The organism is Pseudarthrobacter sp. CC4 (genome assembly GCF_048957775.1).
Taxonomy (GTDB): Bacteria; Actinomycetota; Actinomycetes; order Actinomycetales; family Micrococcaceae; genus Arthrobacter.
In genome coordinates, this window is record NZ_JARCCZ010000016.1 from 95,306 (window position 1) to 107,941 (window position 12,636).

The 12,636-nt window shown below is 65.8% G+C and carries 13 protein-coding genes; 5 read left to right on the forward strand and 8 right to left on the reverse strand.

What is annotated here, in order from left to right; all coding sequences use genetic code 11:
- Window positions 1-38 precede the first annotated feature (38 nt).
- A complete protein-coding gene (locus tag PV768_RS12400) occupies window positions 39-1,367 on the reverse strand; it encodes an erythromycin esterase family protein (RefSeq protein WP_421093159.1) in 1,329 nt (442 codons plus the stop codon).
- Between the two features lie 105 nt (window positions 1,368-1,472).
- Window positions 1,473-1,940 carry a DUF4383 domain-containing protein gene (locus PV768_RS12405; protein ID WP_157239976.1) on the reverse strand — a complete coding sequence of 156 codons (468 nt, stop codon included), beginning with the start codon at window positions 1,938-1,940 and terminating at the stop codon, window positions 1,473-1,475.
- Window positions 1,941-2,268: 328 nt separating this feature from the next.
- Between PV768_RS12405 and PV768_RS12410 the strand changes: the two genes are divergently transcribed.
- Entirely contained in the window at window positions 2,269-2,736 is a 468-nt protein-coding gene (locus PV768_RS12410) for an Hsp20/alpha crystallin family protein (RefSeq protein WP_421093160.1), read from the forward strand.
- 154 nt (window positions 2,737-2,890) lie between these two features.
- Complete coding sequence (locus PV768_RS12415) at window positions 2,891-4,276, forward strand: MBL fold metallo-hydrolase RNA specificity domain-containing protein (protein WP_421093161.1); 1,386 nt, start codon at window positions 2,891-2,893, stop codon at window positions 4,274-4,276.
- A 38-nt stretch (window positions 4,277-4,314) separates the two neighbouring features.
- Here PV768_RS12415 and PV768_RS12420 read toward each other — a convergent pair whose 3' ends face one another.
- The gene (locus tag PV768_RS12420) at window positions 4,315-4,833 is read right to left on the reverse strand and encodes a flavin reductase family protein (RefSeq protein ID WP_323057948.1); all 519 of its coding nucleotides are present in this window, start codon (window positions 4,831-4,833) and stop codon (window positions 4,315-4,317) included.
- A 132-nt stretch (window positions 4,834-4,965) separates the two neighbouring features.
- Window positions 4,966-6,483 carry an FAD-dependent monooxygenase gene (locus PV768_RS12425; protein ID WP_421093162.1) on the reverse strand — a complete coding sequence of 506 codons (1,518 nt, stop codon included), beginning with the start codon at window positions 6,481-6,483 and terminating at the stop codon, window positions 4,966-4,968.
- Between the two features lie 236 nt (window positions 6,484-6,719).
- On the opposite strand from PV768_RS12425, the gene PV768_RS12430 reads away from it, so the two are divergent.
- Window positions 6,720-7,199, forward strand: coding sequence for a hypothetical protein (locus PV768_RS12430; RefSeq protein WP_421093163.1), 480 nt, complete (start codon window positions 6,720-6,722; stop codon window positions 7,197-7,199).
- Here PV768_RS12430 and PV768_RS12435 read toward each other — a convergent pair.
- Both PV768_RS12435 and PV768_RS12440 read right to left on the reverse strand, forming a co-directional pair.
- On the reverse strand, window positions 7,196-7,486 hold the full coding sequence (locus PV768_RS12435) for a hypothetical protein (RefSeq protein WP_421093164.1): 291 nt from the start codon (window positions 7,484-7,486) through the stop codon (window positions 7,196-7,198). The two genes, PV768_RS12430 and PV768_RS12435, sit on opposite strands and share 4 nt — an antisense overlap.
- 184 nt (window positions 7,487-7,670) lie before the next feature.
- Complete coding sequence (locus PV768_RS12440) at window positions 7,671-7,874, reverse strand: hypothetical protein (RefSeq protein WP_157239990.1); 204 nt, start codon at window positions 7,872-7,874, stop codon at window positions 7,671-7,673.
- 302 nt (window positions 7,875-8,176) lie between these two features.
- Between PV768_RS12440 and PV768_RS12445 the strand changes: the two genes are divergently transcribed.
- Both PV768_RS12445 and PV768_RS12450 read left to right on the forward strand, forming a co-directional pair.
- Entirely contained in the window at window positions 8,177-9,511 is a 1,335-nt protein-coding gene (locus tag PV768_RS12445) for a glycosyltransferase family 87 protein (RefSeq protein ID WP_421093165.1), read from the forward strand.
- Window positions 9,512-9,539: 28 nt separating this feature from the next.
- Window positions 9,540-10,796, forward strand: a complete 1,257-nt coding sequence (locus PV768_RS12450) for a glycosyltransferase 87 family protein (RefSeq protein WP_421093166.1) — start codon at window positions 9,540-9,542, stop codon at window positions 10,794-10,796.
- Here PV768_RS12450 and PV768_RS12455 read toward each other — a convergent pair.
- Both PV768_RS12455 and PV768_RS12460 read right to left on the reverse strand, forming a co-directional pair.
- On the reverse strand, window positions 10,793-12,109 hold the full coding sequence (locus PV768_RS12455) for a phosphoribosyltransferase (protein WP_157239993.1): 1,317 nt from the start codon (window positions 12,107-12,109) through the stop codon (window positions 10,793-10,795). The two genes, PV768_RS12450 and PV768_RS12455, sit on opposite strands and share 4 nt — an antisense overlap.
- A gap of 63 nt (window positions 12,110-12,172) precedes the next feature.
- A complete protein-coding gene (locus PV768_RS12460) occupies window positions 12,173-12,505 on the reverse strand; it encodes a CU044_2847 family protein (protein WP_157239994.1) in 333 nt (110 codons plus the stop codon).
- Window positions 12,506-12,636: the final 131 nt, after the last annotated feature.

Genomic DNA, 12,636 nt, shown 5'->3' on the forward strand with positions numbered 1-12,636 from the left:
ACCGCAATCAGGGTTACGCTTCTGTCTCGAGGCATCGCTTAGAAGCCTGTCGGTTCGGTTTCGAGCTCAGGTTCGCTGGGCAGGTGTTCATGGTGGAGCGGCCGCAGCGCTGTTGTTTGCGGGAACCACAGCAATGCGTCGTAGCGGTGGCCCATGGTCGTGGGGACGTAGTTGCCTTTCTCGCGGTCGGGGTTGTAGACAACCCCGATGGCGCGGTGGCCGCGCCAGGAGGAGAGCCAGTGGCCCGCCCGGTCCGGTCCGAACACGAGAGTGGACGGGCTTTCGAGTGCCGCGTGGAGGAGGTCTTCGTGGCTTCCGGGTACGGCTGCCGGGACGTTCATGACCTCTTCCGGCAGACCCCAGGCCGGCGCGGCAGTGACGGATCCCCCATAGGACGCGAAGCCGACAAGGACTACTGATCCGTGATGGCGCAGGCGCATGAGTTGGCCGATGTTGACCATGCCGTCCAGTGCCATATCCGTTGCCCTGGCGTCGCCTATATGCGTGTTGTGCGCCCAGACCAGTCCCTTGGAGCCGGGGCCGTGGTGGCGTGCCAGCCGGTCTATGGTGTCGCTCATGTGGTGGTCCCGGATGTTCCAGGATTGCCGGTCACCGCGGATCATGGTCCGGTAGTAGCGTTCGGCGTTTGCCGCCACGATGGCGTTCTGCACTGCGTCAAAAGCTGCAGCATCGTCCTCCACCCGGCCGAAGGTCTGCCGGTGCACCTCGGCCAGAAGCATCACCACGTCCGCCTCGCAGGATCGTGGTACCAGGCGGGTGTCCGAGGCATACCGCTGGGGGTCTTCCCGGAACGGTACAAAGCACTGCCAGGCCTTCATTGCTGCCGGCATGGCCTCGGGTGCGTTGGCGTTGAGCCAGCCGAAGATTTCCCTCAGGGAATCCCACAGGGAATAGACATCCAGTCCGTAGAAGCCGGTGCGCTGTTCTTCCGGTCGGGCCAGATTCCATTCGCGCAGCCAGGTGAGGAACTCTGCCACTTCCTGGTTGGCCCACATCCAGGTGGGCCACCGCTCGAAGCCGGCCAATAGTTGCCGGGCATCGAGGTTCTGGTCGGTTTGGCCGCGGACCCAGCGGTTGATGCGCCAACAGTCCGGCCAGTCGCCCTCCACCCCAATCCAGCTGAATTGGTGTTCCTCGATGAGACGACGGCTGAGGGCTGCCCGCCACTGGTAATACTCCTGCGTGCCGTGTGAAGCCTCGCCCAGGCAGACGAAGCGTGCCCGGGCACATAAATCCACCAGGCCGTCCAGGTGTCGGGAAGCCGTTTGCAGCGGCCCGGCCAGGGCCCGGATCTCGTCCAGTTCCAGCCCGTGGGGATGGTGCCGGTCCCCGGTCCCGCGGTTCACAACATCATCCCTCGCACGTCATTGGACTGTTTCCCTGGCAAGCCGGCTGCTTCCCGGGTGCATCGGGATCCGCAGGACAGACGGGCGGATCAGCAGCCGGGAGGATCAGCGCGCTTTCGCTTGGCCGGTACCGCGGCCAAGCAAGATCCCCACGGCGAGCATGACGACTCCCAAAACGACGTGGAGCCAGTTATCTGCCGTGTTCACTGGGATGAAGTTGGCAGACGACGCCTGGTCAATCAGCAGCCCGTAGAGCCAGATCACCAGATAGAGGGCGCCCGCACCGATGAGGTAGTACTTCGACTGGAGTGCGGACCTGCCCATGAGCAGGCCGGCGGCTCCGAAGAGCAGGTGAACAATGTTGTGCAGGATGGACACCTGGAAAATGCCGAGGAGCATCGCGCCGGACTCGGTGCCGGCAAAGGTCATTTCCGCATAGTTCGTGGTGACCCCGGGGATGAAACCGAGGACGCCCACCAGAGCGAAAACTGCTCCAGCGCCCAGGGCTGTGATTTCGAGGGGCGTGCGGTGGTGGCGTGCGCCGATTCCCGGATGTGCTGATGATGCCGACATGGCTTTCTTCCTTGTTTGAAGGGGTGGAATCTTTGGTGCTCGAGTGCGGCCGCCAGCGGGAGTGGTGCAGCGCCACGCTGGTTATGCTTCCAGCTTCAAGCTACGGTTGCCTGGCTTTCAGAGGCTTAAGTCCTTAGGTCAGTGAAGGTTAGGGATGAAGTGCGAAAACCGCTATTTTCCGGGCTCCGGGCATGAACGCAGACCGTGTGCGAAGGCTCCCGGGAGGAGGGTCTTTTGTCCCTATCTGGACCACATCCGCAGGTGTTAACTGGATTGACACCGGCCCCTCACGCGGCCCTTTGCCTGCATGGAATCTGGAGAACCCGTCATGTCTGATCTGCTCAAATGGTCCCCTTTTGCATCGACCCGGTGGACCTCCCCCTTCAACACCGTATTGCGATCCCCGGCCGAGCTGCTGGACTCCGTAGAGCGCATGTTCGACTCGGCAACAGGCCCCGCCCCCATCCGGGTCGAAGAGTTCGTCGACGGTAAAACGCTTGTGGTGCGTGCTGAGATGCCCGGCGTCGATCCGGACAAAGACGTCGAAGTGACCATGGACGACGGGTTCCTGCGGATTCGCGCCGAGCGCCAGGAAAAAGAAGAGCACGAGGACAAAGGACGCTACCGGTCGGAGTTCCGCTACGGGTCATTCAGCCGGAACATCCCGCTCCCTGAAGGGGTTAAGGAAGAAGACATCAAGGCCACCTACGTCAACGGGGTCCTGGAAGTCCGTGCCCCGCTGCCCGAGCAGGGCCTGCCCGCGGAGCCGAAGAAGCTCCCCATCACCCGCGGGTAACCTGGCAGCGCCCCACAACCACACCGGCACCACCGTTGTGGCCCCGCAAAATCACCGCCGAGCTTTGCGGGGTCGTCTGCCAGCCGCTTCCCAGGATTCCCACGGCTGACACCAGGAAGCTTCTGAGCTGAGTGAGGTGTCCGAAGGAGCTGCTATGAGAGAACAGCATCCGCCGACGCTGCGGTTTCTCGGCGCAGCCGACACAGTGACAGGTTCCAGATACCTGATCCGGTCACAAGGCCACCGGGTCCTTGTAGAGTGCGGCCTGTTCCAGGGCTATAAACACCTTCGCGACCGTAACCGCGTACCTTTCCAGGTCAGTCCCGCGAACATCGATGCCGTTGTCCTCACCCATGCCCATCTGGATCACAGCGGATACATCCCTGCACTGGTGCGCGACGGATTCCACGGCCCCGTCTATGCCACACCGGGCACGGCCGAACTGTGCAAGCTGCTGCTTCCCGACAGCGGATACCTCCAGGAAGAGGAAGCCCGCTACGCAGACCACAGGGCATCATCAACCCATCACCCTCCCGTGCCCCTCTACACAGCCCAGGACGCCGTCCGATCGCTCGACAGTTTCAAAACCCGGGACTTCGACTCTCCGTTCCCCCTGCCCGGGGGCATTGAAGCAACGTTCCTTCCTGCCGGCCACATCCTCGGCGCGGCCCAGGTGCACCTCCAACTTGCCGGCCGGACTATCCACTTCACTGGAGACCTGGGGCGGGCCGATGACCCCCTGATGTACGCGCCGAGAGCGCTGGGGCGCGTCAATGTACTGGTCACCGAATCCACCTACGGCAACCGGACACACCCGCAGGGCAACCCGGAAACTGAACTCGGCGACATCATCACCCGGGTGGCCAAGCGAAACGGCGTCATCATGATCGCCGCGTTCGCCGTCGGCCGGGCCGAAACGGTCCTGCTGCACCTGTCGCGGCTCCTCGCCAAACATGCGATCCCCTCCATCCCCGTCTACCTCAACAGCCCAATGGCAATCGACGCATCCGGCATGTATCAGCGCCATCGCGAAGAACACAGGCTCAAGCAGGACGAATTCGAAGCCATGTACAAAGTGGCCACCCCCGTCCGCAGCCCCGACGAGTCAAAACTGCTCAACCTGCGCGGCGGACCCATGATCATCATCTCCGCCAGCGGCATGCTCACCGGCGGCAGGATCCTGCACCACCTCACGGCCTACGGGCCGGACCGGAACAACGCCATTATCCTCAGCGGATACCAGGCCGGTGGAACACGGGGCGCATCACTCGCCGCAGGCGAAAAATGCCTCCGGATCTACGGACAGGACGTCAGGATCGAAGCAGAAGTCATCCAGATGGAAGGACTATCCGCCCACGCCGACTCCAGCGAACTGATCCAATGGATGAGGACCGCCCCTCAGGCCCCGTCGATGACCTACGTCACGCATGGAGAGCCGGACGCCTCCGACGCCCTCCGGGCCCGCATCAAACGCCAACTGGGATGGAAAGCCCGCATTCCCGAGCACCTGGAAGCCATCTCACTCGAAAACCCGCGCTGAAGAAAACGCGTTCAAGGGGCTGCCGGGACCTGGCCCCGTCATGCCACCTTCTCCTGCCGATTGGCACGGGGTTCCACTCCTTCAAAGTAGCCGCCCTTGAAGAAGAGGAGCGGCTCGGCGCCGTCCCGCGCTCCCAGTGCGCGGACAGCACCCACCACAATGGTGTGGTCGCCGCCGTCGTACTCCTCATGCAGTTCGCAGTCCACCCAGGCGAGCGCCTGGTCCAGTACGGGATTGCCCAGGGGTGACGCAGAGTAGTTGACGCCGGCGTATTTGTCGGTGCCGGAGCGGGCAAACCGGGCTGCCAGGTGCTGGTGTTCCGCGGGCAGGATGTTCACGGTGAACCGGCCCGCGTCGCGCAGCCGCGGCCAGGTGCTGGAGCTTCGTGCAGGGCTGAAGGTGACCAGGGCGGGGTCCAGGGAGAGCGACGAAAACGACTGGCAGGTGAAGCCAACGGGGCCGTTGTCTGTGGCGGCGGTGATGACGGTCAGTCCGGAGGCGAAGTGGCCCAGGACGTGGCGCAGGCGCTGCGGCGTGAGGTCAAAGTGTTCCGTCATTGTTCTTTCCTTTCGAGGCCGGTGGTTCAAACCAACCACCCGTAAGCGTGCTGTTCAATCGGGGGTGAAACGCACTGACTCCCTGGGCAATACGTGGTCACGGCCCGAAGCATGACGTAACGAAAAGGGGGGTCAAAGGCTTGGCACCGAAGCCAACGGCGTAGCGGGTCCGAACCATCTGGCCAGCGCCTCCCTGAGGCCGGCGTCGCTTCCGCCACCCACCCAGGCCACATGCCCGTCCGGCCGGACAAGGACTGCGGCAGGCGCCGGAACCTCCCCGAGCGCGGGCAGCTTCCATGCCCCGCCGTACTCGGCATCCACCAGCTTCACCCGTGGCGGCCGCGGAAGATTGTCGAAGGCGCCCGGCACCCCGAAGTTCAGGAGCACGGGCCGGGCGTCATGCAGCAGCGAATAGACCGTGCGGGGTCCTTCCCGGGCGGCGAGCTCAACGTCGGGCATCCGCCGCCCGAGCAGCGGGTGTCCCTCGCCGACGTCGTAGTGAACGTCCAGGCCGGACTGCATTGCCGCGAAACGCCGGCGCGGTTCCTCCATCCCCAGGAGCTCGGCAACAACTTCCCCTGCCGCCTCGATCCGCGGGTCCGGGCGGCGCAGTGCACTCTGCGCCATGGTGTTGCGCAGCACGCGGGCAGCCACCGGGTGGCGCTCGGCATGGTAGGTATCCAGGAGCCCGTCCGGGGCTGTTCCATGGACCACCTGCCCCAGCTTCCAGCCCAGGTTCACCGCGTCCTGCACCCCGATGTTCAGGCCCTGCCCGCCGTCCGGGGCATGCACGTGCGCCGCGTCGCCCGCGAGGAGGATCCGCCCCGAACGGTAGGCAGCGGCCTGGCGCGTCATGTCCGTGAACCGGGAAATCCAGGTGGGGCTGTGGGCCCCGTAGTCCGTGCCGCAGGCGGCAATCAGGGCCGCGCTGAGATCAGCCAGCGTGGGTTCCGTAGCGGGACCCACGTGTTCCTCGGTCACCATCACCCCCACCGGCCCGCTGTCCGCGTAAACCACCTTGCCGTCCACGATCTTGTACTCCCGCCGGCCAAAGGAGTGGATGCCAAAAGCGTTCCGGTGCACGCCGAACTCCGGCTGGCCTGTCATCTCCACCTCGGCAATCAGCGCACTGGTGGTGGGTTCCCAGCCGGGGAACCCGATGCCCGCAGCCTTACGGACGAGGCTCCTGCCGCCGTCGCACCCCACCACGTAGTCCCCCCGCAGCGTCCTGCCGTCCTTGAGGTGGAGGCCGACGCCGGTGCCATCCTGCGCCAGGCCGGTCACCTCGCATCCGCGGTAGAACGTTACGGCCAGCTCCGCCACCCAGCCGGCCAGGATGCGTTCGATGTGGTTCTGCCACAGGCCCAGCCCGTAGGGATGGCGGGTGGGAAAGTCGCTGATGTCCAGGCGGGTGCCGGCGAAGCCCGCCACCTGGGCCACCTGGCCCTCGGCGAGGAACCGCCCCGCGATGCCTCGCTGGTCCAGGACTTCAAGGGTCCGCGCATGAAGCCCGCCCGCCCGCGCTCCGGCGAGGTCCTGGTTGGGGCGCCGCTCCACAACGGCCACATCAACCTCCGCCAGCGCCAACTCCCCTGCCAGCATCAGCCCCGTCGGGCCGCCGCCCACAATCACTACCGCATGCCCTGTCATTCCGCTTGCTCCAGTTCTCCCGGTTTCCGGCCCTGCGATTATCCGGCCGCGCCCGGGCCTTGCCGCAAGCCCCATCTGCGGGGATACAGTGGAAATGGAAGGTGTGCACAGGCCTCCGCGCGGGCCGGCCGCCCGTTGCGTCCAAATCGGTCCCGGGAGCACCCGTTCAGGGGACCCATATGGGTCTAGTGTTGGGCGGGTCGGCATTTGCCGCGAATAGCCCTCAGGGAGGGTGCATGAACTCCAGACAGTCCAGCTCCGAGCAATTTATGCAGTACTTGGAAAGCGTTGGGGGCTCGGAGGCGGACGTCGCCGGAGCGTCGTACGTGGTCAGCGACGGGGACACCGTGGAGAACGTGGTTTCAGCGCTGCGGATGGAACAACAGCAGCATGGCAGCACCGCCAAGGACCCGTCCGTCCTCCATGCCTTGGCGCAGGTGATGGTCAGCAGGCGCGATGAGCGGGATCCAGGCCACCATGCCGGAGCCTCCCAGCCCGGGGAGTACCAGCTGGACATCCATCTCAGCGCTGGAAACAACACCCGCGAAAGCATCCCGGAAACGGACATCGAAGCCGCCAAGGCCTGGGCACGCAAACGGATCGAAGCCCAAGGCGCCGATTTTGGGGCCATCTACTTTCCGGCGGGCGGAAGCGGCGCATCAGGCACGGGAGCCTTGGTGTCCAGTTACGACCGTTCCGTGGGCTGGTACCGCTAGCCGGATTCCCCGCGCTGATGTCCGCCAGCAGCCAAGAGGGCATCCAGCTGGGCGGACTGGTGTGCCTGGAAGGCCTTGTCGGCGCTCACGGTCGTGCTGGCCAGCAGCGGTATGTCCAGGCTGGCGTTGCAGCCCCGGCAGCGGATCTCGTCCGTCCACACCCAGCTGTAAGCCGCATGCAATTCCCGCACCCTCTGCATCGCTGAGGTGATTGCTTCCGTCTTGGCCGCAAAGTGCGCTGCGTCCTCATTGCTGAGGCTTGTACCAATCTCGATGTCGATGCTCATCGTGCCTCTTCTCCGTTGTCCCGGATGGTGCTGTCGACAGTAACGGGCGATGCGCCGGGACGGAACGATTGGAAGGTCACGGTTGGCTAACCTTCTGATGCACAGCCGCGCATCAGGAACCGGAGAGAGCAGGATGGGCCCGGAAACGGCTCCGCAGCGCCGGTAACGCGGACCGGCCGCCCGGCTACCAGGCCTGGTGTTCGCGGGTGAGGCCGAAGGGGACTGCCTCGCTGAGGGCAACAGTGAACTTGTCGACGCCGAGGCGTGTGACCAGGATGCCGTGGCGCTTGCCGGCGAGTGCCTGGGCCTTGGCGGCCGTCACGGCGGCGTCGAGCTCAGCGTCCATGCTGTGGCGGTCGGCGACGGTCAGGGTGAGGGGGAAGTTCATGGGTCTAGCCTTTGTAGGTCGAGGGACGGGGGGTGAACAGGCACCTGCGCTCCCCAAGGCTGCAGACGAAGCGGGCATCGGTGTGCCCCGCCCAATGTTTCCCGAACGTTAAACTGCCAGCAACTTTAGATAAAAGCCGCAGGTCAGAGAGGGATATGGCTTTCCGTGGGCCTGCAACAGTCATCGGGCTCCAAGCGGTTGAATTAGAGTTGGACAGGAGTGGGCGCTGTTTCCGGACGGTTCCCATGCCCCTGAACAACCGCCAGGCGGCAGAACCAAGCAACCAGCGCAGCACCATACGCGTGCCACAACCTGACAAGGATCCCGCCATTTCCACGGACGCTTTCTTCGGCAGACTCACCCGGATCCGCAATGTCATCCTTCCCGCACCCGCCCGGACGCGGCTGAACACCGGGCGCGGACTGCTGGGCGGATTCATCGTTGTGCACATGGTCTTCCTGGTCTTCGCCGCCTCGGTGTCCCTGCGCGGCGAAGCCTTCAGCGACACCTTCATCTACCGCGACTGGGCCATGGCAGGCTTCAACGACGCCAACCTGACCGGCGGCCCCAGCCCCTGGGTCTACCCCATCCTGGCGCTGATCCCCATGGCCATCGCGGGCGTCGCCGGCCCCGGACCGTTCTTTTTCCTGTGGGTGCTGATGACCACGCTGCTCAACGGCTGGGCCCTGCTGAAGCTCACCAACCGCGGCCGCGACCGCAACGCGATCCCCGCCGCCTGGTGGTGGCTGGTCTTCACGTTGCTGATGGGCTGGCTCGGCTTCGCCCGCGTGGACGGGCTCACCGCCCCGCTGGTCCTGGTCGCCCTCGCATACGGCGTGGGCCGGCCGTTCATCGCCTCCGTCCTGCTGGCCATCGGCACCTGGGTCAAGGTGTGGCCGGCAGCGGTCATGCTGGCCCTGTTCGCGGTCGTCCGGAACCGGATCCTGGTGGTCCTGGCAGGCATAACGACGACGGCGGGCGTGGTTGCGCTGGCCGCTGCGGTGGGCAGCGTCCCCAAGCTCTTGAACTTCCTCACCCAGCAGGGTGACCGCGGCATGCAGCTGGAGGCCACCTTCACCACGCCCTGGCTCTGGCTGTCCGTGCTGAACGTGGGCGGTTCCCGGATGTACATGAACACGGACATCAACTCCATGCAGGTGGACGGCCCCGGCACGGCGCTGATGTCAGTGCTGATGCAGCCCCTCCTGGTCCTGGCGGCACTGCTGGTGGCGGCCCTGACGTTCTGGGCGCTCCATAACGGAAAAGTCAGCGGCGGCGTGGACCGCACTGAACTGCTCCTGGCCGGCGCCCTTACGCTGGCCACCGCGTTCGTTGTCTTCAACAAGGTAGGCTCCCCGCAGTTCATGGTGTGGCTCGCCCCCGCTGTCGCCGTCGGTTTGGCCCACAGCTGGCGGGAATGGCGCGTCCCTGCCACCATGCTGATCGTTATCGCCGTGGCCACGTACTTCATCTACCCGCTCTTCTACGACGCCCTGAGCCACAACAACCCCTGGATGGCGCTGGTGCTGACCATCCGCAACGTCCTCCTGGTGGTCCTGTTCCTGTGGAGCGTCCGCCGCCTCTACCTGCTGGGTAAGAAGACGCCCGCAGCGGCTCCCGCGCTGAAGGAGTCCTGACATTTCCGCGAAGTTCTTTGACCGGCTGGTGACCGTCCGCACCAAAGTCCTCCCCGCCAAGGTGGTGGACTGGTTCGCCCGCCCGTCCTCCGTGTGGTGGGGCTTCGCCGTCGTCCATCTCTATTTCCTGGGCTGGATGGCGTCCTTCTTCCTGCACGGCGATACGTTCAGCGACACCGAGCAGTACCGCCAGTGGGCCGTGGACGGCTACAACCCGCAGGACCTGGACGGGAAGATCAGCCCCTGGGTCTACCCGGTACTGGCGCAGCTCCCCATCTTCCTCGCCAACATCGCGGGACCGGACCTGTACCTCCTCGTCTGGTTCCTGATCATCACAGCCCTCAACGCCGTCGGGCTTGCCTTCCTCACCCGCGGACCGCGGAAGACGGGCGGCATTGCGCCCGCCTGGTGGTGGTTGTTCTTCACCGTCTTCATGGGCTACCTCAGCTTTGCGCGGGTGGAAGGCATCACCGCGCCGATCGTGCTGATCGCGCTGCTGTACGCGGCGCAGCGTCCGGTGGTGGCCGGCATCCTGCTCAGCGTCGCCACCTGGATCAAGGTATGGCCCGCGGCTGTGCTGGTACCCATCGTGATAGCCAGCCGGAAGCGGGTCCAGGTGGTCCTCTCAGGCGTCGCCGTGACCGCCGTCGTTGCGCTGGGAACGTGGATGTCGGGCGGCCTCCGGCACATCATGGACTTCCTCCTGAACCAGGGCGAGCGCGGCATGCAGCTTGAAGCCACCTTCTCCACCCCGTGGGTGTGGCTGAGCGTCTTCAACATCGCCGGTTCCAGGATGGCAGACAACACCGCCATCAACTCCACCGAGGTCTACGGCCCGGGCGCGGGGACTGCGGCTTTCCTGATGCAGCCGCTGCTGATCCTGGCCGCGGTGGTGGCCGCCGTCCTGCTGGTGCGGGCCCTGAACCGCGGCGCCGAACGGGAGGAGCTGTTCCTTGAGGGTTCCCTCATGATGGTCACGGCGTTCATCGTGTTCAACAAGGTGGGTTCGCCGCAGTTCATCATCTGGCTGGCGCCGGTGATCATCGCCGGGCTTACCCACGACTGGAACAGGTGGAAGGTCCCGGCAGCTCTGCTCATGGGCATCGCCATGACCACGTTCGTGATCTATCCCCTGTTCTACACCCCGCTGATCCACGCCCACCCGGTGATGGCGGCCATCCTCACCACGCGCAATGTGCTCCTGGTGGTGCTGCTGTGGTGGTCGGTGAAGCGGACTGCCGAGCTGGGGCGGAAATCCCCTGCCGCGGTGCCTGCCGGCGCCTAGTTGCCGGCCTGGCTCCCCGGCAGCAGGTAGCGCGCAAACCATTCCCTGGCGAGGGTTGCGGCCTGGGTGAGCGTTCCGGGTTCTTCGAACAGGTGGGTTGCCCCCGGGACCACTTCCAGCCGGACCGGCGCCCGCATCCGGTCCATTGCCTGGCGGTTCAGGGCCAGGACCTGGGTGTCGGCGCCCCCTACCACCAGCAGGGTGGGTGCGCGCACCGCCGCCAGCCGCGGCCCGGCGAGGTCCGGGCGGCCGCCGCGGGAAACGACGGCGTCCACTTCCGTGTCAGGATCGGCTGCCGCCCACAAGGCGGCACCCGCGCCGGTGCTGGCGCCGAAGTAGCCCACCTTGCATCCCGCTGTGTCACTCCTGCCGTTCAGCCAGCGGGTTGCCGCGGCCAGCCGCTCCGCCAGCAGGGCGATGTCGAAGACATTCCCGCGGTCCATCTCCTCGGCCGGGGTGAGCAGGTCCAGCAGCAGTGTGCCAAGGCCCGCCCCCTGCAGGACTGAGGCAACGTAGCGGTTGCGGGGGCTGTGCCGGCTGCTCCCGCTGCCGTGGGCGAACACCACCACTGCATTGCAGGGTTCCGGGAGGTGCAGATCGCCGTGGAGCGCCACCCCGTCCACCGCGATCTCCACATCCTGGTCGGTGCCCGCAGCCCCAGCCCCGGCGAGGCGTTCCCGCAGCGCGGCGGCATCGAGCAGCTGCACCACCTCTTCGTCGGTGGTGGGCGAGAAGTCGCGGTAGTAGTACCCCACGGCTTGGAAGTTCCGGGCGCTGATCAGGGAATAGACCTGGTCCGGCTCGGACAGTGTTCCCATCGCGTCCGCCGGGGCCACAGGAACTGCCAGGATCACCTTTGCGGCGCCCAGGTGGCGTGCAACCTGGCAGGCAACACGCGCCGTCGACCCTGTTGCGATGCCGTCGTCCACAACGATGGCAGTGCGCCCGGCAAGGTCCTTCCGGGGCCTCCCCTGGCGGTAGCGCTCCAGCCTGGACTCCAGCCGCACGCGCTCGCGCCGCTCAACGGCCTCAAGGTCATCCTCCGTGACTCCGGCGAGCGAGATGACGCGCTGGTTGAGGACCCGCGCGCCGCCTTCACCTATGGCTCCCATGGCTACTTCAGGCTGGAACGGAAGGCCGAGTTTCCGCACCACGATGACGTCCAGCGGCGCATTCAGGGCCTTCGCAACTTCGGCCGCCACCGGAACCCCTCCGCGGGGCAGCCCCAGGACCAGCACATCTTCCGCCCGGAACCGTTCCAACATGAGCCCCAGTTTCCGGCCGGCGTCAACCCTGTCCAGGAATTCATACATCAGGCCACCCCTTCGCATGGAGCCCAGTTATCTGTTCCGGGAAAACCCTCCCCCGCAGGCCCGCTACTCTTCCTCAAACAGGACCTCCGCTGCGGCCGACCATGACAGCCTCAGGACAAAGTGGCCGTCTGCGGTGTTCCGGGCAATGACCGCCCCTGCCGTCCCTGCCAGTTTCACGCCGAACTCCACTTCGATGTGTTCAGGCCCGATTTCCCGCATGGCGTCCACGGCAGCGGCGGCAGCGGGGCGGACGGCAGCGAGCGCGTCCTCCAGCCGGCGGCCGGCGTCCAGGATCCCCTGCTCGTTCCGGCCGGGATGGTCCACACCGTAGCTGTTGTCATCCACCTCGACCAGGATTGTCCCGGACCCCACTTCATAGCGGACTACTTCAGTCATGGCGGGTGCCTCCAATCACGGGCGGGGAAGGACAGTTGCCGGGTCCCGGTGCGCTTCCAGTAGACACCTGCCCGGAGCGCAGCTGACAGTGCCGAAAGGCCCGGCCGGGCGGCGCCGGTCCGGGTGCCGGC

What these genes read in the sequence shown, in the direction of transcription:
- PV768_RS12435 (WP_421093164.1), bottom strand. Translation starts at nt 7,486, where the DNA reads ATGAGCATCGACATCGAGATTGGTACAAGCCTCAGCAATGAGGACGCA.
- PV768_RS12405 (WP_157239976.1), bottom strand. Translation starts at nt 1,940, where the DNA reads ATGTCGGCATCATCAGCACATCCGGGAATCGGCGCACGCCACCACCGC.
- PV768_RS12425 (WP_421093162.1), bottom strand. Translation starts at nt 6,483, where the DNA reads ATGACAGGGCATGCGGTAGTGATTGTGGGCGGCGGCCCGACGGGGCTG.
- PV768_RS12430 (WP_421093163.1), top strand. Translation starts at nt 6,720, where the DNA reads ATGAACTCCAGACAGTCCAGCTCCGAGCAATTTATGCAGTACTTGGAA.
- PV768_RS12415 (WP_421093161.1), top strand. Translation starts at nt 2,891, where the DNA reads ATGAGAGAACAGCATCCGCCGACGCTGCGGTTTCTCGGCGCAGCCGAC.
- PV768_RS12420 (WP_323057948.1), bottom strand. Translation starts at nt 4,833, where the DNA reads ATGACGGAACACTTTGACCTCACGCCGCAGCGCCTGCGCCACGTCCTG.
- PV768_RS12410 (WP_421093160.1), top strand. Translation starts at nt 2,269, where the DNA reads ATGTCTGATCTGCTCAAATGGTCCCCTTTTGCATCGACCCGGTGGACC.
- PV768_RS12460 (WP_157239994.1), bottom strand. Translation starts at nt 12,505, where the DNA reads ATGACTGAAGTAGTCCGCTATGAAGTGGGGTCCGGGACAATCCTGGTC.
- PV768_RS12455 (WP_157239993.1), bottom strand. Translation starts at nt 12,109, where the DNA reads ATGTATGAATTCCTGGACAGGGTTGACGCCGGCCGGAAACTGGGGCTC.
- PV768_RS12440 (WP_157239990.1), bottom strand. Translation starts at nt 7,874, where the DNA reads ATGAACTTCCCCCTCACCCTGACCGTCGCCGACCGCCACAGCATGGAC.